The organism is Burkholderia sp. A2 (genome assembly GCF_001729305.1).
Taxonomy (GTDB): domain Bacteria; phylum Pseudomonadota; class Gammaproteobacteria; order Burkholderiales; family Burkholderiaceae; genus Burkholderia; species Burkholderia sola.
On the sequence record NZ_LZXX01000106.1, the window covers coordinates 29,736 to 54,147 of the forward strand.

17 protein-coding genes are annotated in these 24,412 nt (G+C 69.4%); 12 read left to right on the forward strand and 5 right to left on the reverse strand.

Features of this window, described 5'->3' with window-relative positions:
• Positions 1-1,002, forward strand: a complete 1,002-nt coding sequence (locus tag A9Z05_RS23130) for a xanthine dehydrogenase family protein subunit M (RefSeq protein WP_069620156.1) — start codon at positions 1-3, stop codon at positions 1,000-1,002.
• On the forward strand, positions 999-3,224 hold the full coding sequence (locus A9Z05_RS23135; RefSeq protein ID WP_069620157.1) for a xanthine dehydrogenase family protein molybdopterin-binding subunit: 2,226 nt from the start codon (positions 999-1,001) through the stop codon (positions 3,222-3,224). Before A9Z05_RS23130 ends, A9Z05_RS23135 begins: the two co-directional genes overlap by 4 nt.
• A 15-nt stretch (positions 3,225-3,239) precedes the next feature.
• Here A9Z05_RS23135 and A9Z05_RS23140 read toward each other — a convergent pair whose 3' ends face one another.
• Positions 3,240-4,157, reverse strand: a complete 918-nt coding sequence (locus tag A9Z05_RS23140) for a LysR substrate-binding domain-containing protein (RefSeq protein WP_069620158.1) — start codon at positions 4,155-4,157, stop codon at positions 3,240-3,242.
• A 110-nt stretch (positions 4,158-4,267) separates the two neighbouring features.
• Between A9Z05_RS23140 and A9Z05_RS23145 the strand changes: the two genes are divergently transcribed.
• The gene (locus A9Z05_RS23145) at positions 4,268-4,906 is read left to right on the forward strand and encodes a glutathione S-transferase family protein (RefSeq protein WP_069620159.1); all 639 of its coding nucleotides are present in this window, start codon (positions 4,268-4,270) and stop codon (positions 4,904-4,906) included.
• Positions 4,907-5,048: 142 nt separating this feature from the next.
• Complete coding sequence (locus A9Z05_RS23150; RefSeq protein ID WP_069620160.1) at positions 5,049-7,250, forward strand: TonB-dependent siderophore receptor; 2,202 nt, start codon at positions 5,049-5,051, stop codon at positions 7,248-7,250.
• A gap of 54 nt (positions 7,251-7,304) precedes the next feature.
• Here the strand turns inward: A9Z05_RS23150 and A9Z05_RS23155 are convergent, their stop codons facing one another.
• Positions 7,305-8,573, reverse strand: coding sequence for an MFS transporter (locus tag A9Z05_RS23155; RefSeq protein ID WP_069620161.1), 1,269 nt, complete (start codon positions 8,571-8,573; stop codon positions 7,305-7,307).
• 106 nt (positions 8,574-8,679) lie between these two features.
• Here A9Z05_RS23155 and A9Z05_RS23160 point away from each other — a divergent pair, with 106 nt between their 5' ends.
• Positions 8,680-9,723, forward strand: coding sequence for a LysR substrate-binding domain-containing protein (locus tag A9Z05_RS23160; protein WP_069620162.1), 1,044 nt, complete (start codon positions 8,680-8,682; stop codon positions 9,721-9,723).
• 3 nt (positions 9,724-9,726) lie between these two features.
• Here the strand turns inward: A9Z05_RS23160 and dapA are convergent, their stop codons facing one another.
• A complete protein-coding gene (dapA, locus tag A9Z05_RS23165; RefSeq protein ID WP_069620163.1) occupies positions 9,727-10,620 on the reverse strand; it encodes a 4-hydroxy-tetrahydrodipicolinate synthase in 894 nt (297 codons plus the stop codon).
• 451 nt (positions 10,621-11,071) lie between these two features.
• Here dapA and A9Z05_RS23170 point away from each other — a divergent pair, with 451 nt between their 5' ends.
• Together A9Z05_RS23170 and A9Z05_RS23175 are read left to right on the forward strand one after the other, a co-directional pair.
• A complete protein-coding gene (locus tag A9Z05_RS23170; RefSeq protein WP_069620164.1) occupies positions 11,072-12,091 on the forward strand; it encodes a sulfate ABC transporter substrate-binding protein in 1,020 nt (339 codons plus the stop codon).
• Between the two features lie 164 nt (positions 12,092-12,255).
• Positions 12,256-13,230, forward strand: a complete 975-nt coding sequence (locus A9Z05_RS23175; protein ID WP_069620165.1) for an ion channel — start codon at positions 12,256-12,258, stop codon at positions 13,228-13,230.
• A 32-nt stretch (positions 13,231-13,262) separates the two neighbouring features.
• On the opposite strand, the gene A9Z05_RS23180 is transcribed toward A9Z05_RS23175, so the two are convergent.
• On the reverse strand, positions 13,263-13,877 hold the full coding sequence (locus A9Z05_RS23180) for a glutathione S-transferase family protein (RefSeq protein ID WP_069620166.1): 615 nt from the start codon (positions 13,875-13,877) through the stop codon (positions 13,263-13,265).
• Between the two features lie 308 nt (positions 13,878-14,185).
• Here A9Z05_RS23180 and A9Z05_RS23185 point away from each other — a divergent pair, with 308 nt between their 5' ends.
• Positions 14,186-14,743, forward strand: a complete 558-nt coding sequence (locus A9Z05_RS23185) for a DapH/DapD/GlmU-related protein (RefSeq protein ID WP_069620167.1) — start codon at positions 14,186-14,188, stop codon at positions 14,741-14,743.
• Between the two features lie 1,720 nt (positions 14,744-16,463).
• Complete coding sequence (locus A9Z05_RS23190; protein ID WP_069620168.1) at positions 16,464-20,036, forward strand: indolepyruvate ferredoxin oxidoreductase family protein; 3,573 nt, start codon at positions 16,464-16,466, stop codon at positions 20,034-20,036.
• A 76-nt stretch (positions 20,037-20,112) separates the two neighbouring features.
• Here the strand turns inward: A9Z05_RS23190 and A9Z05_RS23195 are convergent, their stop codons facing one another.
• Positions 20,113-21,780, reverse strand: coding sequence for a Na+/H+ antiporter (locus tag A9Z05_RS23195; RefSeq protein ID WP_069620169.1), 1,668 nt, complete (start codon positions 21,778-21,780; stop codon positions 20,113-20,115).
• Between the two features lie 313 nt (positions 21,781-22,093).
• Between A9Z05_RS23195 and A9Z05_RS23200 the strand changes: the two genes are divergently transcribed.
• The 3 genes from A9Z05_RS23200 to A9Z05_RS23210 all read left to right on the forward strand — a co-directional run bounded on the left by A9Z05_RS23200 (position 22,094) and on the right by A9Z05_RS23210 (position 24,319).
• Positions 22,094-23,380, forward strand: a complete 1,287-nt coding sequence (locus A9Z05_RS23200) for an EAL domain-containing protein (protein ID WP_069620170.1) — start codon at positions 22,094-22,096, stop codon at positions 23,378-23,380.
• Between the two features lie 151 nt (positions 23,381-23,531).
• Complete coding sequence (locus tag A9Z05_RS23205) at positions 23,532-23,918, forward strand: hypothetical protein (protein ID WP_069620171.1); 387 nt, start codon at positions 23,532-23,534, stop codon at positions 23,916-23,918.
• The gene (locus A9Z05_RS23210) at positions 23,915-24,319 is read left to right on the forward strand and encodes a hypothetical protein (protein WP_069620172.1); all 405 of its coding nucleotides are present in this window, start codon (positions 23,915-23,917) and stop codon (positions 24,317-24,319) included. The genes A9Z05_RS23205 and A9Z05_RS23210 overlap by 4 nt, the downstream gene beginning before the upstream one ends.
• The last annotated feature ends 93 nt before the right edge of the window (positions 24,320-24,412 follow it).

A 24,412-nucleotide genomic window follows, 5' to 3' on the forward strand; every position in this document is an offset into this window, starting at 1 on the left:
ATGGAAGCGATCTCCTACGAACGCGCGACCGACGTCGCCGGCGCCGTGCGCGCGGCGCAGCGGCCCGGCGCGGCCTTCATCGGCGGCGGCACGAACCTGCTGGACCTGATGAAGGGCGGCGTCGCGCGGCCCGTCACGCTCATCGACATCACGCGCATCGCGGGCCTCGATACGGTCGATGCGCTGCCCGGCGGCGGCGTGCGCATCGGTGCGCTCGTGCGCTACAGCGATGCGGCCGATCATCCGCGCCTGCGCGCCGACTATCCGCTGCTGTCGCAGGCGCTGCTCGCCGGCGCGTCCGCGCAATTGCGCAACATGGCGACCGTCGGCGGCAACCTGATGCAGCGCACGCGCTGCCCGTATTTCTACGATCCCGCGTTCGCGCAATGCAACAAGCGCGAGCCGGGCAGCGGCTGCGCGGCGATCGGCGGCCACAACCGGATGCACGCGATCCTCGGCGCCAGCCCGCAGTGCGTGGCGGTGAACCCGTCGGACATGAGCGTCGCGCTCGCCGCGCTCGACGCCGTCGTGCAGGTGAGCGGCCCGCGCGGCGCACGGCAGATCCCGATCGCGTCGTTTCACCGCTTGCCGGGCGATCGTCCCGATCTCGACACGACGCTCGAACCGGGCGAACTGATCACCGCGGTGGACTTGCCGCCGCCGCGCTTTGCCGACCATGCGCACTATCTGAAAGTGCGCGATCGCGCGAGCTACGCGTTCGCGCTGGTGTCGGTCGCGGCCGCCTTGCGGATGGACGGCTCGCGTATCGCCGACGCGCGGATCGCGCTCGGCGGCGTCGCGCACAAGCCGTTGCGTGCGACGGACGCGGAAGCGCATCTCGCGGGCCGCACACCGGCCGACGCGACGCTGCGCGAGGCGGCCGCGCTGGCATTGCGCGATGCGCGGCCGCTCGACGGCAATGGATTCAAGATCGCGCTCGCGCAGCGGGCGATCGTCCGTGCGGTCGAAACGGCCGCCGCCACGACGGGAGGTGCCGCATGAACACGATGACGGGACAACCGCTCGACCGGGTCGACGGTGTACTGAAGGTGACGGGCGGCGCGCACTACGCGGCCGAATTCTCCGATGCGCGGCTCGCGCACGCGGTGCTCGTCACGAGCACGATCGCATCCGGGCGCATCGAGTCGATCGATGCGGCGCGCGCCCGCGCGATGCCGGGCGTGCTGCTCGTGATCACGCACGAGAACGCGATGCGGCTGCCCAACGGCGGCAAGCCGCCGCTGTCGCCGCCGGCCGGGTGCCGTCTCACGTTGCTGCAGGACGACACGGTGCGCTACAGCAACGAACCCGTCGCGGTCGTCGTCGCCGAAACGCTCGAGCAGGCGACCGACGCCGCCCATGCCGTGCAGGTGCGCTATCGCGCGACCGATGCCGTCGCGGATTTCGCGCAGGCGAAGCGCGGCGCGCGCGTGCCGCCGAAGCAGCAGGGCCGCCCGATGGATACGCAGCGCGGCGACGTCGATGCGGGCCTGCGCGAAGGCACGGTGCGCATCGACGCGACCTATACGACGCCGATGCAGCACCACAACCCGATCGAGCCGCACGCGACGATGGCGCGCTGGGACGGCCCGACGCTCACGCTGCACGATGCGACGCAGGGCGTGTCGGGCGCGAGCACGGCAGTGGCCGCCGTGTTCGGCATCGCACCGGAACACGTGCGCGTGATTTCGCCGTTTCTCGGCGGCGGCTTCGGCTGCAAGGGCTCGTCGTGGTCGCACGTGTCGTTGTGCGCGATGGCCGCGAAGCAGGTGGGGCGTCCGGTTCGCCTCGCGTTGACGCGGCCGCAGATGTTCGGCCCGGTCGGCGGGCGGCCGTTCACAGAACAGCGCATCGTGCTGGCCGCCCGCCAGGACGGCACGTTGACCGCGATGCGCCACGACACGATCGCCACCACGTCGACGTTCGAGGACTGGATGGAAATGTGCGGGATGCCGTCGCGGATCATGTACGCGGTGCCGAACCACGCGACCACGCACCGGATCGTGTCGCTGAACGTCGGCACGCCGACGTTCATGCGTGCGCCCGGGGAGGCGTCGGGCTCGTTCGCGCTCGAATCGGCGATGGACGAGCTCGCATGGCAACTCGGCATGGACCCGGTCGCGCTGCGGCTCGCGAATTACGCGGCGGTCGATCCGCAGGACGGCAAGCCGTGGTCGAGCAACGCGCTGCGCGAATGCTACGCGCTCGGCGCGCGACGCTTCGACTGGTCGCGCCGCACCGGCGCGACGCGCACGATGCGCGACGGCGACACGCTGATCGGCCTCGGGATGGCGGCCGCCACGTATCCGGCGAACCGCAGCGAAGCGTCGGCGCGGGCGCGCATCCTGCCGGACGGCACGGCCGAAGTCGCGTCGGGCACGCAGGACATCGGCACCGGCACCTATACGGTGATGACGCAAGTCGCGGCCGATGCGCTCGGTTTCGCGCCGCGGAACGTACGCTTCGCGCTCGGCGATTCGAGCCTGCCGCGCGCGCCGGTATCGGGCGGCTCGCAGTCGGCGGCGAGCGTGGCGCCCGCCGTGCGCGAGGCCGCGCTGCAGGCGCGCGCGAAGCTGATCGCGCTGGCGATCGCCGATCCCGGGTCGCCGCTGCACGGCGCCGCGGCCGATGACGTGACGGTCGACAACGGCTGGGTCGTGCATCGCGGCGAGGTGTCGCGGCGCGATCCGGCCGCGGCGGTGATCGCGCGTGCGGGCGGCCAGCCGATCGACGCGCAGGCGACGACGAAGCCGGGCGACGAGAAGTCGCGCTATGCGTCCCATTCGTTCGGCGCGGTGTTTGCCGAAGTGCACGTCGACGCCGAACTCGGCACGATTCGCGTACCGCGCATCGTCGGCGTCTACAGCGTCGGCCGCCTGCTCAACGCGAAAACGGCGCGCAGCCAGCTGATCGGCGGGATGGTGTGGGGGCTCGGCACCGCGCTCGAGGAAGGCTCGCATCTCGACGTGCGGCACGGCCGCTTCACGAACGCGAATCTCGCCGAATATCACGTCCCCGTGAACGCGGACATCGGCGAGCTCGACGTGACTTTCGTCGACGAAAGCGACACGCATTTCAATCCGCTCGGCATTCGCGGCATCGGCGAGATCGGCATCACCGGCGTGCCGGCCGCGATCGCCAATGCGGTCTATCACGCGACCGGGGTGCGGGTGCGCGATCTGCCGATCACGCTCGACAAGGTGGCGATGCCGATGCGCGCGTGAGCGTCGGCATCGGCGTCAGCGCCGCGGCGTCCTGCGCCGCACTTCGCTGCGCAGCCAGTCGAGCCACGTGCGGATCGCCGCCTCGCAGGGATGGCCGGGGCGCCACACGACGTAGTGCGCGTACACGTCGGCGATGCGCACCGTGGACACGCGCACGAGCGTGCCGTCCGCGAGTTCGGGCTCGATCAGCGAGCGGCGCGCGAGCGCGACGCCTCGGCCTTGCAGCGCCGCGTCGATCAGCGCGTTCGTATCGGCGAAGCGCGGCGCGCGTGCGGATTCGGTGAGGTCGAGCCGCGCGGCCTGGAACCACGGTTCCCACGGCTGCGCGGGATGGCGCAGCAGCGTCGCGCGCACGAGGTCGGCCGGCGTGCGCGGGGCGACGCCGTCGCGATTGCGGTACGCGGGGCTCGCGACCGGGAAGATCGTCTCGTTCATCAGCTTCTCGGCGACGACGCCGGGCCACGTGCCGGGCCCGTAGCGCAGCGCGACGTCGATGCGGTCGCGCTTGCGCAGCGGCGCGAGCGCCACGGTCGGATGCAGCACGATCGTGATGTGCGGATGCGCGGCCGAGAAGCGCGGCAGGCGCGGCGCGAGCCAGCGCTCGGCGACGCTCGGCAGCACGCTCACGTTCAGCGTCACGTCGCAGGTGCGCGGGCGGCGCACCGCCAGCGTCGGCTCGAACGCGCGTTCGAGCACGCTCAGGCCCTGGCGCACCTGCAGTGCGAGTGCATGCGCGGCGTGCGTCGGCGTCGCGCCGTTGCGTTCGCGCGTGAACAGCGGGTAGCCGAGCTGCGCCTCGAGCGCGCGGATGTGCTGGCTGATCGCGCCTTGCGTGAGCGCGAGCTCGTCGGCCGCGCGCGTGAAGCTCTGCAGCCGCACGGCGGCTTCGAACGCGCGCAGCGTCTGCAGCGGAGGGAGGTGGATGCGTCGCATTCGGGTATTAGTAACACTAATGTCCGAGCACGACAATTCATCGTTTGTCGCGCACCGGCATGCGTTCCTACACTCGGTGCCGTCTTCCACAGCCCGTCGCGCACACCACCATGAACGCCTATCGTCTCTATCTTTCGCCGGGCGCCTGCTCGCTCGCCGCCCACATCGCGCTGGAGGAAACCGGCGCTCCGTTCGACGTCGAGATCGTGTCCGTGCGCGAGCGGCAGAACCTCGACGCGCGCTATCTCGCGATCAACCCGAAAGCGCGCGTGCCCGTGCTCGCGATTCCGGGCGAGCCGCGCGTGCTGACCGAAACGCCGGCGATCCTCACGTATCTCGCGCGCCGCCATCCGGATGCGCAATTGCTGCCGCTCGACGATCCGCTGCGCGAGGCGCGGTGCCACGAATGGCTCGCCTGGCTGGTCGGCTGGGTGCACGGCGTCGGCTACGGCGCGCTGTGGCGGCCGGCCCGCTTCATCGACGATCCGGCGCTGCACGGCGCGATCAGCGCACACGGACGCAGCACGATCGAGGCCGCGAACGCGTCGATCGAAGCCCTGCTGGCCGACGGCCGCACGTGGGCGGAGCCGCGCGCGCATTCGATCGTCGATCCGTTCCTGCTCGTGCTGTATCGCTGGGGCGTCGCGATCGGGCTCGACATGACGCGGCATTCCGCATGGACCGCTCATGCGCAGCGCGAGGCCGAACGGCCGGCCGCGCGGCGAGCGCTGGCGCGCGAGGGAGGCTGACGGGGCGGCGCGCGGCCGGCCGGTGGCCCGGCCGTTTCGTTCGGCGGTTCGTTCGGACCGCGAAGTTCGGACGTGTCCAATTGCCATGTCGCACTCAATTCTATTGAATGAGAATCATTCTCATAAATGAAGTGGAGTGAACATGAGCCGTTGCATCCAGTCGAGCGCGACGCCGCCGCGCCGCGCGACCGCATCCGTCGCGTTCGCGATGATGACCTGTGCGGCCGCGCCGGCCTGCGCGGAGGAAGGCGAGCCGCGCCACGCACCGCAACTGGACCCGATCGTCGTGCACGGCGCGCGCGACGCCGGTTCGCGCGTCGACCGGTCGGGCTCCGCCAAATATGCGACGCCGCTGCTCGACGTGCCGCAGACGATCACCGTCGTGCCGCGCGCGGTGCTCGACGAACAGCAGGCGCTGAGCTTGCGCGAGGCGCTGTCGAACGTCGCGGGCATCACGTTCAACGCCGGCGAGGGCGGCGGCGGGTCGGGCGACATGTTCAATATCCGCGGTTTCGGCGCGAACGCGAACCTGCAGCTCGACGGGCTGCGCGATAGCGCGCAGAACAATCGCAGCGACCTGTTCAACGTCGAGGCGGTCGAGGTGATCAAGGGGCCGAATTCGGTGTTCGGCGGCGCCGGCACGACGGGCGGCTCGGTGAACCTGGTCAGCAAGACGCCGAAGGCCGGCGCGTTCACCGAGGCCGGCACGATGCTCGGCACGTCGGACTACCGCCGCGTGACGCTCGATGCGAACCGGCCGCTGCCCGGCACCGACGGCCGCGCGGCGTTCCGCCTGAATGCGATGGCGCACGTCAACGACGTGCCCGGCCGCGACGACATCCGCAAGCGGCGCTGGGGCATCGCGCCGTCGCTCGCGTTCGGTCTCGGCACGCCGACGCGCGTCACGCTCGGCTATTTCCACCAGTACGACAACAACCTGCCCGACTACGGGTTGCCGGCGCACAACGGCCAGGTGCTGGCCGGCGTGCCGCGCGACCGCTATTTCGGCTGGCGCAACCTCGACCGCGAGCGCATCACGTCGGATACGTTCACCGTGAAGGCCGAACACGACGTGTCGTCCGGCCTGAAGGTGCAGAACCTGAGCCGCTATGCGCACCTGAATCGCGACACGGTGATTTCGGCGTCGCACGTGAACCTGCAGGGCCTGCCGCCGGGGCGCTACCAGCCGGCCGGGCCGCAGGGCTATGGCCGCGATGCGTCGACCGCGATGTGGGCGAACCAGACGAACGTCACCGGCGCGTTTTCGACGTTCGGCATCGGACATACGCTGGTCGCGGGCTTCGAGATCTCGCGCGAGACGTACGGCCGCACGACCTATTCGTACGGACTCAACCGCTTCTACCCGGCCGACGGCTTCGCGCTCGCCGCGCCGCCCGGCGTGTGGCGCGGCCCGGCGCAACGCCAGGACAGCGCGCGCAACGACACAGCGCTGGTCGTGAAAGCGCTGTACGCGTTCGACACGATCTCGGTCGGCCGCCACTGGGACATCGACGTCGGGCTGCGGCACGACTGGATCGACGGCCGGTCGGAAGGCGCCGCGGCCGGCAAGCCCACCGAGCGCGCGGATACGGCCGATCGGCATCTGAGCACGCGCGCGGGGCTCGTGTTCAAGCCGACCGACAACGGTCGCGCGTACTTCGCATACGGCACGTCGTTCAACCCGTCCGCCGAATTCCTCGTGACCACCGGCTCCGGCGTGAGCGCGGCGACCGGCGCGCTCGCGCCCGAGAAAAACGAGAGCTTCGAACTCGGTGCGAAATGGGAAGGACTCGCGGGCATCGCGCTGAACGGCGCGCTGTTCCAGACCGAAAAGAAGAACGCGCGCGAACGAATGGCGGACGGCAGCTATGCGCTCGTGGGCCGGCAACGCGTGCGCGGTGTCGAGCTCGGTGCCGCCGGCAAGGTGACGCCGCGCTGGGACGTGTTCGCGAACTACACGTATCTCGCGAGCGTGACGCTCAGCTCGCCGTCGTCGCCGCGGCGCGACGGGCAGGCGCTCGGCAACACGCCGCGGCACGCGTTCAACGTGTGGACGACCTATCGGTTGCCGGCGGGCTGGACGGTCGGCTACGGTTCGCACTTCGTCGGCCGGCGCAACGTGACGTCGCAGGGCGACGGCAAGCTCGGCGCATACTGGGTGCACAACCTGATGGCGAGCTACGACGTAAGCCGCCGGCTGCGTATCCAGCTGAACGTCGACAATCTGTTCGATCGCGCGTACGTCGAACGCGTGCGGCAGGTGTCGGGCAGCGAATCGCGATCGTCGGCGGTCGAGTTCGGCGACGGCCGTTCTGCGATGCTGTCGGCCGTGTACAAGTTCTGAGCGCGTCGCGCAACGGCGGCCGCGCTCGACGCCGTCGGCCGCCGCGCGCGCCCGTCATCGCGCAAACAGCGGGTAGGTCGAGGCGGCGATTAACGCCGCGGCGAGCCACACCACGCTCCAGGAACTCGCGGCGAGCAGCGGCGGAATCGCGAGCGGCGTCGCGAACAGCCCGAGGTAGACGACCGTGTTGGCCATCCCGAGCGCGGTGCCCGCGTGGTTCGCACCCGCGAGCGTCGCGAGCTCGGTGTACGCGACGCCGTGCCATGCCGATACGCAGACGCCGGCGAACACGAGAATCGCGACGATCGCGGCGAGCGGCACATGCGGGCTGCCGGCCGTCGCGGCCGCGAGCAGCGTGAACGATCCGGCCGCGACGAACACGGAACCGCGCAGGTACGCGCGCCGGTTGCCGTGCCGGTCGGTATGGCGGCCGCTCCAGACGCGCATCACCATCGCGCCGAGCTGCAGCGCGACCATCGCCGCGCTGATGCCGGCGAGGCCGAGCCGGCCGAAGTCGTGCAGGAACACCGTCGCGAACGTGAGCACCGCGAACTGCGGCGCGCACAGCAGGCCGATGCCGAGCACGATGCGCCACACGGGGCCGCTCGCGAGCGGATTGCGCGCGTGGCCGGCGGGCTGCGACCGTGGCACGGCGAGCGGCGTGGCGACGTGCGCCGCGGCCGGCACGGCGGGCGGCTCGTGCAGCCAGCGCCAGGTGAGCGCGGCCGATCCCGCGCACAGCAGCATCAGCGCACCGAATACCGCAGCGAAGCCGGCATGCGACGCGAGCGACGGCAGTAGCGCCGCCCCGAGGCCGCCGCCGAGCGGCACGGCCGTCTGCCGGATGCTCATCGCGAGCCCGCGTTCGCGCTCGCCGAACCAGCGCATCACCGCGCGCCCGCTCGACCCGTTCACGCTGCCGCCGAGCAGGCCGACGCAGCCCATGGCCGCGACGACCCGCATCAGCGGCGGCACCGCGTGCGCGGTCGGGGCGATCGTGCCCATCATCAGCGCGAGCATCGCGGCCGTCGCGACGAGCCCGGTCAGCAGCACGCGGCGATCGCCGAAGCGGTCGGCGGCGATCCCCCACGGCAGCTCGGACAGCGCGACGCCGAAGCCGAGCGCGCCGAGCACGAGGCCGAGCGCGCCGTTGTCGAGGTGATAGGCCGAGCGCATCCACACGGCCGTGGTCGGAATGCCGGCCGCGGCGGCCGAAAAGCTCATGTTCGCGGCGACACCGGCGGCCAGCACGCGCCAGCGATGAGCCGGCCCGCGCACGTCGCGGGCAGGCGAAGCGGGGGAAGCGATATACGAGGTATCCATGACGGCAAGCCCGATTCGAAGTTGACGCCCATAGTCTGGCGGCCTACATTCATCCTGAAAATCGGAAAGTTTTTGATGAATCGTTCGATAAATCAGGATGATTGAGATGCCCGAACAAGACATTCCGCGCGACGGCGGCGAGCCGCTCGCGGGGGCCGACGCCGCGCTGGCGCGGCCCAACTTCGACGTCGCGGCGCTGCGCAGCCTCGTCGCGGGTGTGGATCTCGGCAGTTTCGCGAAGGCGGCGGATCGCGTCGCGCGCTCGTCGTCGGCGGTGAGTGCGCAGATTCGCAAGCTCGAGGAGCAGGCCGGCACGCCGCTGTTCGTGAAAGCCGGGCGCGGGCTCGCGCTGACCGACGCCGGCGACGCGATGCTGCGCTACGCGCGGCGGATGATCGAGCTGAACGACGAGGCGGCCGCGGCCGTGCGCGGCGTGAAACTCGACGGCTGGGTGCGGGTGGGGCTGCAGGAGGATTTCGGCGAGGCGATCCTGCCGGACGTGCTCGGGCGGTTCGCGCGCGCGCATCCGAAGGTGAAGATCGAGGCGCGCGTGGCGCGCAATGCCGATCTGCTCGACCGGCTCGATGCGAACCAGCTCGATCTCGCGCTCGTGTGGGGCGATCCGGCGTCGGCGGCGCTCGTGTCGCGGGCGGGGATCGACGGCGAAGCGATCGCGCAGGTGCCGATGCAATGGATCGGCGCGGTGGCGGGCGGGGCTGTCGGGATGCCGGATGGCGGCGCGGAGGCGCGTGGGGAGGGCGGTGTCGGCGAAGCGGGCGGTCGTGCCGTGCGGGGGACGGACGAGCCGTTGCCGCTCGTCGTGTTCGACCGGCCGTGCCGGTTCTTCGGTGCGGCGACCGATGCGCTCGACCGCGCCGGCGTGCCGTGGCGCGTCGCGTTCACGACGCCGAGCCTGGCCGGGCTATGGGCGGCCGCGGCGGCCGGCCTCGGGCTGACGGTGCGCTCGCATTACGGGCTGCCGGCGTCGGTGCGCGTGCTCGACGCCGCGTCGTGCGGGCTGCCGGCGCTGCCGAGCCTGCCGCTGATCCTGCTGCGGCGCACGTCGTCGGCGACGCCGACGGTCGAGCGGCTCGCACGGATCGTGACGCAGGCGGTGCGCGGTGCGACGGAGCAGGCGCTTGCGGCGTGATTCCTATGCCGCTGCGGCGTCCGGCTCGATCGCCTCGAGCTCCGCACAGAGCTTGCCCAACCGCGCCCGCAACCCGTCGCTCGCCGGCACGAACGGCAGCCGCAATCCGTCCTCGCACCATCCTTGCGCGGCGAGCACGGCCTTCACCGGCGCCGGGTTCGGTTCCGCGAACAGCGCCGCGACGAGCGGCTGCAGCGCGACCGACAGGCGCCGCGCATCGGCGAGCCGACCGTCGCGCAGCCACGCGTGAATCCGCACATGCCATTCGGGCAGCACGTGCGCGCTGCTCGCGATCGCGCCGTGCGCGCCCGCGCACATCGCCGTGAAGTTCTGGTTGTCGTCCCCGGACAGGATCGCGAGCGGCGTGTCGTGCACCAGCCGGCTCATCCGGTCCAGCGTGCCGCCGCATTCCTTGATGCCCGCGACGCGCGAGTCGCGCGCGAGCGCCTGCAGCGTGTCCAGTTCGACGTTCACGCCGGTGCGGTACGGGATGTTGTAGACGAGCACCGGCAGGTCGGCCGCGTCGACGATCGCCTCGACATGGCGGCGGATGCCGTCCTGCGTCGGCCGCACGTAGACGGGCGGCGTGACGAGCAGCCCATCGGGGCGCAGCGCCGCGAGTTCGCGCGCGCGGGCGGCTGCGAAGTGCGTGGCGCTCGCGGTCAGCCCGACGACGATCGGCATTCCGGGCGCCGCGTCGCGCAGCGCCGCGAACACCGCGTCCTGTTCGCGCGCGTCGAGCAGCACGCCTTCACCGGTCGTCGCTCCCGCGACGAAGCCCGCGATGCCCGTGGCCGCATAGTGGCGCGCGAGCCGCGCGAGCGCCGCATGGTCGACCTCGCCGTGGTGGAACGGCGTGATGATCGGCAGCCAGATACCTTCGAAACGTGTGTTCATGCAAAGCCTCATGGTGGAAACGGAGTGGAAAGGAACCGTTCCGCCGGCGGTGTGCCGGAGCGAGGCATGCGTGCAAGGAGAAAGAAACGACCTGCGGGCATCCCGTCCGGCATTCGCCTGACGGGACGCGACGTCCCCGTCAGTCGAGGCGTCGTTTTTTCAGTTTCAGCCCGGCCGCGCGCACACCTGCCGCGACGGCGGCGAGGATCGAGGGCGAGCGCAGGAGAGCGGACATGGATGAACCGTGAGTGGGCTGAGCGGCGATCTTAACATCGGGGCGGCGGCGCGCGCGAGCCCCGGCTGCCCTTTAGCAGGATTCGAGATTTGCTTTCCACGACTGATTGGAAGGGGCGCCGCGGCCGGCCGCTAGAATGCCCGCTTACGTTTCGATGACAGCGCGTACGCGGGCGGTCACGCACATTCACCACCACTGGAAACGGGGCATATCACGATGGCAAGCATCAAGGGGATCGGTCGCTGGCTGCACACGGGCGCGGCGGCGGCGCTGGTCGTGGCGGCGACGGCCGCGCACGCGGACACGTCGATCCTGAACGTGTCGTACGACGTGACGCGCGAGCTGTACAAGGACATCAACGCGAGCTTTACCGCCGCCTACAAGCAGAAGACCGGCGAGACGGTCGAGATCAAGCAGTCGCACGGCGCGTCGAGCGCGCAGGCGCTGTCGGTGCTGCAGGGGTTGCAGGCCGACGTCGTGACGATGAACCAGCCGAACGACATCGACCTGCTCGCCGAGCGTGGCCAGCTGCTGCCGAAGGACTGGCGCGCGCGCTTCCCGGACAACAGCTCGCCGTACTCGACGACGATGGTGTTTCTCGTGCGCAAGGGCAACCCGAAGGCGATCAAGGACTGGAGCGATCTCGCGAAGCCGGGCGTGCAGGTGATCATCGCGAACCCGAAGACGTCGGGCAACGGCCGCTATGCGTATCTCGCCGCATGGGGCTTCCAGAAGCAGAAGGGCGCGACCGACCAGCAGGCGCTCGACTTCGAGAAGGCGATCTTCCGCAACGTGCCGGTGCTCGATTCGGGCGGCCGCGGCGCGACGACGACGTTCACGCAGCGCGGCATCGGCGACGTGCTCGTCACGTTCGAGAACGAGGTCGCGCTGATGGACACGGGCGCATCGGGCGCGCAGTTCGACGCCGTGTATCCGTCGGCGAGCATCCTCGCGGAGCCGCCCGTCGCGGTCGTCGACAAGGTGGTCGACAAGAAGGGCACGCGCAAGGTCGCGCAGGCGTATCTCGACTATCTGTACACGCCGCAAGCGCAGGAGATCATCGCGCAGCACCATCTGCGCCCGCGCGACGCGGCCGTGCTGAAGAAGCATGCGGCCGAGTTCAAGGCGCTGAAGACGTTCAGCGTCGAGCAGGTCTTCGGCAGCTGGGCGAACGCGCAGAAGACCCATTTCGCCGACGGCGGCACGTTCGACCAGGTGATCGTCGACCGGAAGTGAGCGCGGCGCGCGCCACACGCGCGTTTGCATGACGACGCGGCCGGCCGCTCGTGCGGCCGGCTTTTTTTGCGGTTGCGCGGCGGATCGCCGCTCCGGAGAGGCCGCATTCCCGGCCGCCGCCGCGCGTGCTACGCTCATCGCCTTCCTGCAACCGGCGCCCCGCGATGAACGTCGATTCGTCTTCCCCAGCCTCCCGCGGCCGTGGCCGCAAGATCTGGTCGGGTACCCGCCCGGTGGTCGCGTACGGGATGCCGCCGCTCGGCTGGCGCGACTTCTATCACCGCGCGCTGACGGTGAGCTGGCCCGTGTTCTTCCTGTCGCTCGCGGTGCTGTTCCTGCTGCTCAACAGCGGCTTCGCGATGCTCTATCTGCTCGGTCACGAGCCGATCGCGAACCAGGCGCCGCCCGGCTTCGGCGGCGCATTCTTCTTCAGCGTCGAGACGCTCGCGACCGTCGGCTACGGCGACATGCATCCGCAGACGGTGTATGCGCATCTCGTCGCGACGTTCGAGATCTTCGTCGGGATGTCGAGCATCGCGCTGGCCACGGGGCTCGTGTTCGCGCGGTTTTCGCGGCCGCAGGCGAAGATCGTGTTCGCGCGCTACGCGATCGTGCGGCCGCTGAACGGCCGGATGACGCTGATGGTGCGCGCCGCGAATGCCCGCCAGAACGTGATTGCCGAGGCGCAGGCGAAATTGCGGCTGCTGCGCGTCGAAGGCACGCACGAGGGCTACGCGCTGCGCAAGATTCACGACCTGCCGCTCGTACGCAACGAGCATCCGATCTTCCTGCTCGGCTGGAACCTGATGCACGTGATCGACGAGTCGAGCGCGCTGTTCGGCGAGACGCCCGAATCGCTCGCCGCGCGCGACGCGCAATTGCTGATCACGATCGAGGGCTCGGACGAGACGACCGCGCAGGTCATGCAGGCGCGTCATGCGTGGGCGCATGGCGAGATCCGCTGGCGCCACCGCTATGTCGATCTGATGCACGACGAGGACGGCATCACGCACATCGATTACACGCATTTTCATGAAGTCGTGCCGATCGACGACGACACCGACGAACGCGGTTCGCCGGGCGTGGTGATCGACGCGGACGCGTCGGCGTCGGCGCCGGGGCCGGCCGCGCAGGCGTGATCGTGGGCGGCGGGGCGCGGCCCCGCTGCGCGTCACGCGTGCAGCAGGCGCGCCGCTTCGCGCTGTTCGATCGCGACCGCGCGACGGAACGCGTCGCGATCCTCGGCGCGCGCGACGTAGTCGCCGAGCACGCCTTCGTGCGGCAGCAGATGCGCATCGAACGCGATCCTCAGCGTGCTCGCGAGCAGCAGGTCGGCGGCGGTGAAGCGCTCGCCGACGAGCCAGCGGCTATGGGCGAGCGCTTGCGCGAGGGCGCGCTGCACGCGCGCGATGTTGCCCCAGCCGAACGCGACGGGGTTGCCCGACGCGCCGGTGAATTTCTCGGCCATTGCAGGTTCCAGGCAGGTCGGCGTGAAGAACATCCACTGGAGGAAACGGCCGCGCAGCGGATCGTCGGGCGCGACGCCGAGCCCGGCAGCCGGACAGCGGTCGGCGAGATAGAGCAGCACGGCGCCCGATTCGGCGAACGGCGCGCCGCCGTCGTCGAGCGCGGGCAGCTTGGCCATCGGGTTGACCTGCACGAACGCATCGCTGCCCTGTTCATGCGAACGCAGGTCGATCGGCACGAGTTCGTACACCACGCCGATTTCCTCGAGCATCCACAGCGCCCGGAATGCCCGGGTTTTCGGCCAGTAGTAGAGCTTCATCGCGCCTCCGGGTAGGGGTGCAGGGGTCGATGCTCAAGCGTACCGGAGCGCGCGAGGTTGGGACAGGGCGCCGGGTCGATTGCATGCGATGAATCGACTAAATCGCCCGTAAAGCCTTGCGCAGCGGGAGTTCAATAAATAACTAGTTATATGGAAACTAGTTATGAAAATTCACGGAGATTCTCGCGGAAATCAGCACGACACAATGTGCCCGCCCTATCCGCGGTACCCGCGCACAGCCACGCAATCGCCCGTCCGCGACCGCCAACGCATTCCGCAACCCCCCACTCACCGGAGACAAGTCACGCATGGCAAACGACGATCGCACCACGATCATTCCGCGCAGAACGCCCGAATCGGCGGCCATGGTGGCCGAGGTCAAACGGGCGATGGCGATCACCGCGCGGCTCAACCGCCTGACGTTCGACGATGCGGTGGACGTGCGCGCATTGTTCGGCGAACTGATCGGCACGCAGGTGGACGACGGTTTCACGCTGATCCCGCCGTTCCATGCGACGGGCGGCACCGGCATGAAGCTCGGGCGCAACGTGTTCGTCAACCAGAACTGCACGTTCTACGACCTGGGCGGACTCGAGATCGGCGACGACGTGATGATCGGCCCGAACGTCAGCCTGATCACGTCTGGCCATCCGGTCGAGCCTTCGCGGCGGCGCGACTGCGTGGTCGCGAAGCCGATCGTGATCGAGCGGAACGTGTGGATCGGCGCAGGTGCGACGATCATCGGCGGCGTGACGATCGGCGAGAACGCGGTCGTCGCGGCCGCGGCGGTCGTTACCCGGGACGTTCCGCCGAATACGCTGGTCGGCGGCAATCCGGCGAAGATCATTCGATCGATTGCGGAATAAAGTCGTCCGGCGCGCGTGCCGGCGCGATGAAGCATCGGCGGCGGGATGTGGACAACCCGTCGCCAGAGCCAGTCGAAACGCTGTGCATCCGAACGGTGAATGTGCCGCCGGGGCCGTCCGGACAAGCCTTTGCGGCTTTTCCGGGTTGTCGCGCGTCGAGTCGTCCGTCGAGCGGCAGATGAAGATTCGATCGCGCGCACGGTTGTGGATATCCGGCATCGAAACGACTCGGCGACCTGTGGTTTTCACAGGTGAGGAGGCCGGACGCTGCGCGAGACATGAAGCGGGTTGTGGACAACTCGCGGCAAGACGAAGCGAAATGCTGTGAAATTCAACAGTGAGTGTCGCCCACGACCTGGCGGTGCGCCCGTACCGGCATGGGTTTCAGGCCGTTGCCGCGGTGCGGGGCGACGCGCATTCTAGCCGAATGGCGCGCGTGCATGACCATCATCGGCCGGCTCCGCGATGTCGGTATCCGGCTCCGTCCCCCAATCGAAGGGCTGTGCATTCTAACGGTGAGTGCAGGCGCGTGGTTCGCAACATGCGGATTTCGACGTCGCATCTCCGCCTTTTCCAGCGACTCGGCGCGCTGTGCAATTCGATGGTGAGCATGAGTCGACGACCGGCGCGCAGCCCGTCAGGATGCGGCCGTGCGACCGTATATGTCACGCGAAGCGGGGTTCCTGTCAGGCCCGGGCGCAAGGTGCGAGCAACGGCTACGCGCGTTTTCGTGTGGATATCCGTCCGTCGGAACGACTCGCGGCGCTGTGTATTTCGACGGTGAGCATCGGCGCCTGATCGGGTGATGAGCCGCTTCCGGTATGGATTGCCAGTCGTCGGCGTCCGTCGAAACGCGCGTCGGTTATCGATCGTAGAACGCTCGTCCATGTGGATATCTGCCTCGCTCGATCACTCGAAGCGCTGTGGTTTTCAACGGTGAGTGCGTGCGAATGGCCGGGAGGCAACGCAGATCCGAACGTGGACAACCGCCACCGCAGCGAGTCGAACCCCTGTGTATTTCAAAGGTGAGTGCGAGCCGGCAGTCGCACGGCATGCGGATTTCGGTGAGGATATTCGCCCTCCAAGCCCACCCTCGCCCCTATGTATTCGAACGGTGAGCGCAAGCAGAGGACCGACGAAACTCGCGGTTTCGGATGTGGATATCCACCGCTGCAACCCACTCGCCGCGCTGTGAATTTCAACGGTGAGTGTCGCGGCCCGCGCGCTCCGCATGCCGATTCCGGATGTGGACATCCCGCTCCCGACGCCACTCGAAACGCTGTGCAATCGAACGGTGAGCGCGCAAGCCCGATCGGCCGGAGGGCGCGACATTGTGGACATCCGTCGCCGCCAATCAATCGGAACCCTGTGCATTTCAATGGTGAGGGTGACGGTCCGATGCCGCCGAAACCCTTGCCGCACGAGGCTCGAGCGCCATTCTCGGGCCAAGCTGCGCGCGTGGCGGCACGCGCTGCCTTTTCCGCCAGACCGCCCGACCGCCGCGAACCTGTCCATCACGCGCCGGCACGCCGCGCGAAAACTCTCTCAAATCCCGCGAAAAAGCTGCGCAGTTTTTCTCGCCGTGCGCCGGTCCGAGCAAGATGAGAAAAAACATTCTCGGCCGCGCGCGAAAAAATAGAGCCATTCGCTGCCGCACTCATGCGTCCCCCGGCGCCCGCCGCGCACGGCCCAGAACAGCACAATCCGGAGACTTTCCCCCATGACCGCCCGCCTGCCCGTCGACGGCCCGCCCGCCCTGTCCGACTACCGCCTGACCGACAACCTGACCGCCACCCGCGGCCGGATCTTCCTGACCGGCACGCAGGCGTTGATCCGGCTGCTGCTGATGCAGCGCACAGTCGATACCGAACAGGGTCTCAACACGGCCGGCTTCGTCAGCGGCTACCGCGGCTCGCCGCTCGGCATGGTCGACCAGCAGCTGTGGAAGGCGAAGAAACTGCTCGACACGAGCGGCGTGCGCTTCCTGCCCGCGATCAACGAGGAACTCGGCGGCACGGCCGTGCTCGGCACACAGCGGGTCGAGGCCGACCCCGAGCGCACGGTCGAGGGCGTGTATGCGATGTGGTACGGCAAGGGCCCGGGCGTCGATCGCGCGGGCGACGCGCTCAAGCACGGCAACGCGTACGGCTCGTCGCCGCACGGCGGCGTGCTGGTGGTGGCGGGCGACGATCACGGCTGCGTGTCGTCGTCGATGCCGCACCAGAGCGACTTCGCGATGATGGCGTGGCACATGCCGGTCGTGAACCCGTCGAACATCGCCGACATGCTCGAATTCGGCCTGTACGGCTGGGCGCTGTCGCGCTACTCGGGCGCGTGGGTCGGCTTCAAGGCGATCTCGGAAACGGTCGAGTCCGGCTCCACCGTCGACCTCGATGCGTTGCAGACGCGCTGGCCGGCGCCGGCAGGCTTCACGCCGCCGGCGGGCGGCCTGCACAACCGCTGGCCCGACCTGCCGAGCCTCACGATCGAGGCGCGCCTCGCGGCGAAGCTCGACGCGGTCCGCCATTTCGCGCGCACCAACAGCATCGACAAGTGGATCGCGCCGAGCACGCACGCGAACGTCGGCATCGTCACCTGCGGCAAGGCGCACCTCGACCTGATGGAAGCGCTGCGCCGCCTCGACCTGACGGTCGCCGATCTCGACGCGGCCGGCGTGCGGATCTACAAGGTCGGCCTGTCGTATCCGCTCGAAATGACGCGCATCGAGCGCTTCGTCGACGGGCTCGCCGAAGTGCTGGTGATCGAGGAGAAGGGCCCGGTCATCGAGCAGCAGATCAAGGACTACCTGTACAACCGTGCGGACGGCGCGCGCCCGCGCGTGCTCGGCAAGCACGATGCGGCCGGCGCGTGCCTGCTGTCCGAACTCGGCGAACTGCGCCCGTCGCGCATCCTGCCGGTGTTCGCGGAATGGCTCGCGCGCCACAAGCCGGCGCTCGACCGCCGCGAGCGCGTCGTCGATCTCGTCGCGCCGCAGATCCTGTCGAACGAGGCGGACGCGGTGAAGCGCACGCCGTACTTCTGTTCGGGTTGCCCGCACAACACGTCGACGAAGGTGCCCGAAGGCTCGATCGCGCAGGCCGGCATCGGCTGCCACTTCATGGCGTCGTGGATGGAGCGCGACACGACGGGCCTGATCCAGATGGGCGGCGAAGGCGTCGACTGGGCCGCGCACGCGATGTTCACCAACACGAGGCATGTGTTCCAGAACCTCGGCGACGGCACCTACTTCCACTCGGGCATCCTCGCGATCCGCCAGGCGGTCGCCGCGAAAGCGAACATCACGTACAAGATCCTCTACAACGACGCGGTCGCGATGACGGGCGGCCAGCCGGTCGACGGCAGCATCTCGGTGCCGCAGATCGCGCGGCAGGTCGAGGCGGAAGGCGTGTCGCGCTTCGTCGTCGTGTCCGACGAACCGGCGAAGTACGACGGCCATCACGGGCAGTTCCCGAAGGGCACGACGTTCCATCACCGCAGCGAACTCGACACGGTGCAGCGCGAATTGCGCGAGACGCCGGGCGTGACCGTGCTGATCTACGACCAGACCTGTGCGGCCGAGAAGCGCCGCCGCCGCAAGAAGGGCGAGTTCCCCGACCCGGACAAGCGCCTGTTCATCAACGACGCGGTGTGCGAAGGCTGCGGCGACTGCGGCGTGCAGTCGAACTGCCTGTCGGTCGAGCCGCTCGAGACGCCGCTCGGCCGCAAGCGCCGCATCGACCAGTCGTCGTGCAACAAGGACTACTCGTGCGTGAACGGCTTCTGCCCGAGCTTCGTGACGGTCGAAGGCGCGGCGCTGAAGAAGGCGGCCGGCGCGGCGTTCGACGAAGCGGCGCTCGCCGCGCGCGTCGATGCGCTGCCGGTGCCGGCGACGCACCTCGACGCGGCGCCGTTCGACATGCTCGTGACGGGCGTCGGCGGCACCGGCGTCGTGACGGTCGGCGCGCTGATCAGCATGGCCGCGCACCTCGAAGGCAAGAGCGCGTCGGTGCTCGACTTCATGGGCTTCGCGCAGAAGGGCGGCTCGGTGCTGTCGTTCGTGCGGATCGCGTCGAGCGACCGCTGGCTGAACCAGGTGCGCATCGACACGCAGCAGGCCGACGTGCTGCTCGCGTGCGACATGGTGGTCGGCGCGAGCGCCGAGGCGCTGCAGACGGTGCGTCACGCGCGTTCGCGGATCGTCGTCAACACGCACCGGATCCCGAATGCGTCATTCGTGCAGAACCCCGACGCGAACCTGCATGCGGACGCGCTGCTCGAGAAGATGCGCCACGCGGCCGGCGACGGCTACCTGTCGAGCTGCGACGCGCAGGCGCTCGCCGCGAAGTTCCTCGGCGATTCGATCGGCGCGAACATCCTGATGCTCGGCTATGCGTGGCAGCTCGGGCTCGTGCCGGTGTCGCTCGCCGCGATGATGCGCGCGATCGAGCTGAACAACGTCGCGGTGCCGATGAACAAGCTCGCGTTCTCGATCGGCCGGATGGCGGCCGGCGACGCGGCGGGCCTCGATGCGTTGTGGAACGCGCGCCATGCGGTGGCCGCCCACGCGGCGCCGGAGACGCTCGCCGAACTGATCGCCGATCGCGAAGCGCGTCTCGACGCGTACGGCGGCGTGCGCTACGTCGAGCGCTACCGGGCGCTGGTGAACGCGGCACGCGCCAAGGGCGACGACGCGCTGACGCGCGCGGTCGCGACGACGTTCTACCGGCTGCTCGCGGTGAAGGACGAATACGAAGTCGCGCGGCTGTACACGGACGACGCGTTCCGCACCGCGCTCGAAGCGCAGTTCGAAGGCGTGCCGGGGCAGACGTACCGCGTGAAGTTCAACCTGGCGCCGCCGACGGTCGCGAAGGCCGGGAGCGATGGCAGCACGCCGAGGAAGCGCGTGTTCGGCCAGTGGATGTGGCCGGTGCTCGGCATGCTCGCGCGCGTGCGCAGCCTGCGCGGCACGTGGCTCGATCCGTTCGGCCGCACGGTCGAGCGCAAGATGGAGCGCGCGCTGGCCGACGACTACGAGACGACGCTCACGCGTGCGTTCGCCGCGATGACCGCCGGCAACGCGGCGCAGGTCGTGCAATTGGCCGACCTGCACGCGCGCGTGCGCGGCTTCGGCCACGTGAAGGTGCGCAACCTGGCCGGCGTGAAGCGCGCGGAACGCGAGCTCGCGCTGCAGCTCGGCATCGACGCGGCGACGAGCGCGGCCGTGCAGCACGCGCTCGACGAAATGAAGGGCGCCGGGATGCTGAAGGGGATTCCGGTCGTCGTCGCGAAGTAACGCCGCGGCCGGCGGATGTGAAAACGGCGACGCGTGTGCGTCGCCGTTTTTTATGTCCGTCGGCCGCCGCCGGCCGTCAAACAATGCCTTTCTTGCGCGTCGACAGCGCGGTTTCCGACAGGTCGATCTCGCGAATCAGCTTCGTCAGCGTCTCGTCGGAAATCTTGCTGTCGCCGCGCAGCCGGTACAGCGCCGAGCGTTCCGCGCGCACGGCCGCGATCCGCATCTGCAGCTCCATCGTTTCGGCCTGCTGCGCTTGCGCGCGCGGCGTGGGGCCGTCGTCGGCCAGCGCGGCGAGCCGGCGGCGGTATTGATCCATCACGCGTGCGGAGATGTCCGCGCAGCGCGCCGCGCCCGATTCGTCGAGATCGGCCGAGATCGCGTCGTGCGACGCATCGATCGCGCGAATCGCGGCCTGTGCGGCGGCCGACCGGGCGATGCGCTCCTCGTCGCCGAGCGGATTGCGCGACGAGCGCACGCCGCGCAGCAGCAGCGGCAGGCCGATCACCGCGACGATCAGCGAACCGAGGATCACGGCCGACGCGATGAAGACCGCGGTGTCGCGGCCCGGCAGCGGCGCGCCGTCGGACAGCGCGACCGGGATCGACAGCACGCCGGCGAGCGTGACCGCGCCGCGCACGCCGCCGACCGTCATCACCGCGATCGTGCGCACGCCGGCCATCGTGCCGGCGAGGCCATGGCGCGCGGCGCGGCGGCTCGCGAACCAGCGCAGCAGCCACACCCACAGGAAGCGGATCGCATACAGCGCGAGCATCATCGCGCACACGTTGAAGATCATCCGGCCGACCAGCGCGTCGCTCGTATGGTGCGCGTCGACGAGCGCGCGGCCGATGATGTGCGGCAGCTGCAGCCCGAGCATGATGAACACCATGCCGTTGAACACGAACTCGATCATCGCCCACGTGCTTTCGGCCCGCACGCGCGACGCGACGGTGCTTTTGCGCGAGAAGCTCGTGTAATTCATCATCATCCCGGCCGACACGGCCGCGAGCACGCCGGACAGCTCGAGGTGCTCGGCGAACAGGTAGGCCGCGAACGGCACCAGCAGCGTCATCACGATGCCGGGGGCCGGGTCGCCTTCCTGTTCGGCATTCAGGAAGCGCGTCGACAGCGCGCTGAACAGCCACGCGACGATCGCGCCCGTCGCGAGCCCGCCCGCCGCGACGATCACGAACGTGACCGACGCGGCGCGCAGCGAGAACACGCCTGTCAGCGCGGCCGCGATCGCGAACTTCAGCGCGACGAGGCCCGACGCGTCGTTCATCAGCGCCTCGCCTTCGAGGATGTGCATCAGTTGCGGCGGAATGCGACCCTTGCCGGCGATCCCGGACAGCGCGACCGCGTCGGTCGGCGACAGCACCGCCGCGAGCGCGAACGCGATCGGCAGCGGTAGCTCGGGAATCAGCCAATGCGCGAAATAGCCGACTGCGAGTACCGTCATGAACACGAGCCCGAACGCGAGCATCAGGATCGCGCGGCGCTGCAGGTAAAGCTCGCGTTTCGGAATCCGCCAGCCGTCCGCGAACAGCAGCGGCGGAATGAACAGCAGCATGAAGATCTCGGGGTCGAACGTGACGTGCAGGTTCAGCTTCGGCCACGCGAGCATCGCGCCGAACGCGATCTGCATCAGCGGCAGCGGCAGTTGCAACGGCAGGAGACGCGTGACGGCGCCGGACAGCGCGACGGTGAGCAGCAGAATGAGGACTGTGAAAACGATTTCCATCGATACGGCGAGTTACGCGGAATGAAACGATCGTACGGAGTGTAGCGTGCCGACGTAACCGGTGCGCTCGAGCGGCCGGTGCGTGCGCACGGGAATGGTGCGTCGAACGCGCGCCACGGTGGTGCGGCAGCCCCGCACAGCCGCATGGCGCACGGGATGTCGGCACCTCGCACGGAGCTTGCTTGAGGGAGAGCAGCCGCCCGGCTTGCGCCGGGTAACCGAGGGTCCAACCAATGACATGGCGCGCTGTCCCGTTCGTCGTTTTTCGGCGGACGCCGGACGTCGCGTTCGACTGCATCACCAGGAGGAAGGCATGACGATCGTGCAACAGGAGCGTCCGGCCGCCGCGTCGCCGTACCGGTTCGAGCGGGAGATGAGCTCGGGCTTCGAACGGCTGGCGACGCAGCACCGCGACCTGACGCTCACGACCGTGTTCCAGCCGATATTCAGCCTGTCGCACCAGCGTGCGGTGGGCTACGAGGCGCTGCTGCGCGCGCACGATGCGCTCGACCGCGCCGTGTCGCCGCTCGACGTGTTCGGCGAAGCCGCGCGCCGCGATGAACTGCTGCAGCTCGACCGGCTCGCGCAGGCGCTGCATCTGGAAAACTTCGCACTGCTCGGCGCGGAGCGCGAGTGGCTGTTTCTCAATGTCCATCCGGGCGTGCTCACCGATCCGTTCCAGGCGGCCGCGCTGCTCGCGAACCTGAAACGGCTCGGCATGCCGCCGCGGCGCATCGTGCTCGAAGTGCTCGAACAGCGCGCGGATGACGTCGAGCGGCTCGCGGAGGCCGTGCGCGAGTTTCGCACGCACGGCTTCCTGATCGCGCTCGACGATTTCGGCGCGGGCCACTCGAACCTCGAACGGATCTGGCAGCTGAACCCGGACATCGTGAAGCTCGACCGGATCATGCTGTCGCACGCTGCGCACCGAACGGGGCTCACCGCGATCCTGCACGGGCTCGTGACGCTGTTGCACGAGGCCGGCAAGCTGGTGCTCGTCGAAGGGATCGAGACCGAGCACGAAGCGCAGATCGCGCTGTCGTGCGAGGCCGATTTCGTGCAGGGCTACTACTTCGGCCGGCCGGCGCCGGGGCTGCCCGACAGCGCGGCCGCGACCGGCTGCATCGGCGAGCTGACCGAGCGCTTTCGTCAGCAGACCGAAGTGCGCGAGCGGCGCGACGCGCAGCGGCTCGCGCCGTACCTGCGCGCGTTCGAACGGGCGGCCGAGCGCCTCGCGGCCGGCGAGCCGCTCGACGAGGTGTGCTGGAACTTCCTCGCGCTCGACGCGGCCGCGCGCTGCTTCCTGCTCGACGCGCAGGGCCGGCAGTCGGGCCGCAACGTCGTGCTGCGCGCCGATCGCGCGCTCGCCGAGGCGCGCTTTTCGCCGCTGGCGGACGCGCAGGGCGCGAACTGGCTGCGCCGGCCGTATTTCCGCTCGGCGATCGCCGAACCGGGGCGCGTGCAGGTCACGCGGCCGTACCTGTCGATCAACGAGGCGCAGCCGTGCGTGACGCTGTCGGTGGCCGTGCGGGTCGGCGATACGCAGCGCGTGCTGTGCGGCGATATCGACTGGATCGACGAGGACGCGCAAGCGGCGTAGCGGCACACGGTCGGGATGCGGCGACCGACGGCGCGGGGGCGGCCGTTGTGTTCGCCGTGCGCTTCCCCGACAATGGCGCGAGTGCGGCCGTCGTGACCGCGCGCGCCGTCCCGGGGGCCACCATGGCGGCGAATATAAAAAGGAAACCGCCATGAAAAGACCGATCTCGCTGACCATCCTCGCGTGGATCATCATCGTGACCAACGCGATCACCTGCGTCTATACGCCGTTCTCGATCGGCATGCCGACCACCCAGGCGCTGATGTCGCACTACCTGCTGCCCGTGTGGGCGACGTTCGGCATCAGCATGATCGTCGAGGCCGCCAACGTCGTGATCGGCATCGCGATCCTGAAAGGCCGCGAATGGTCGCGCAAGGCCTATATCGTGACGTTCGTGTTCGGCATCGCGTTCTCGTTGATCAACATGCCGGCGTCGATGCTCGCGGTGCTGATCCCCGGCGTCCTGCTGTTCGCGGTGTTCGTTTACCTGCTGTTCCGGCGCCCGGCGACCGCGTATTTCAGGCAGGCCCGCGCGTGAGCTTCGTGCGCAACGCGCTGGCGATCGTGCTGTTCTCGATCGCCGGCTTCTGCGTGATCGCCGCGCAGATGGTCGCGTTCATGAAGGTCGGCCAGGCGGGCGCGACGACCGTATTCGTCGCCGTGCTGTTCGCGGTGTCGGCCGTGCTGCTCGCCGCGGGCGCGTTTGCCGGCGCGTTCCGGCCGCGTGCGCGTGGCGCGGGCATCACGCTGCTCGTCGCGGCCGCGACCACCGCGTTCGGGATGATCGGCTGGGCGATGCTCGTGCTCACGCCGGCGATCGTCGACGTGATGCAGCAGCAGGGCGCGTACGTCAACGCGCGGATGTTCCGGTTCGTACCGGGCACCGCGGTGACGGCGTTGTCCGCTCTCGGCGGCGTCTGGCTCGTGCGGCGCGGCTGACGGACCTGGCTGAAATACGCGGCTGAAATACGCGGCGGCCGGCACGCTGGCGTCCGTCGCGCGGCTCGGCTAGGATGCGCGAATTGTCCAGAC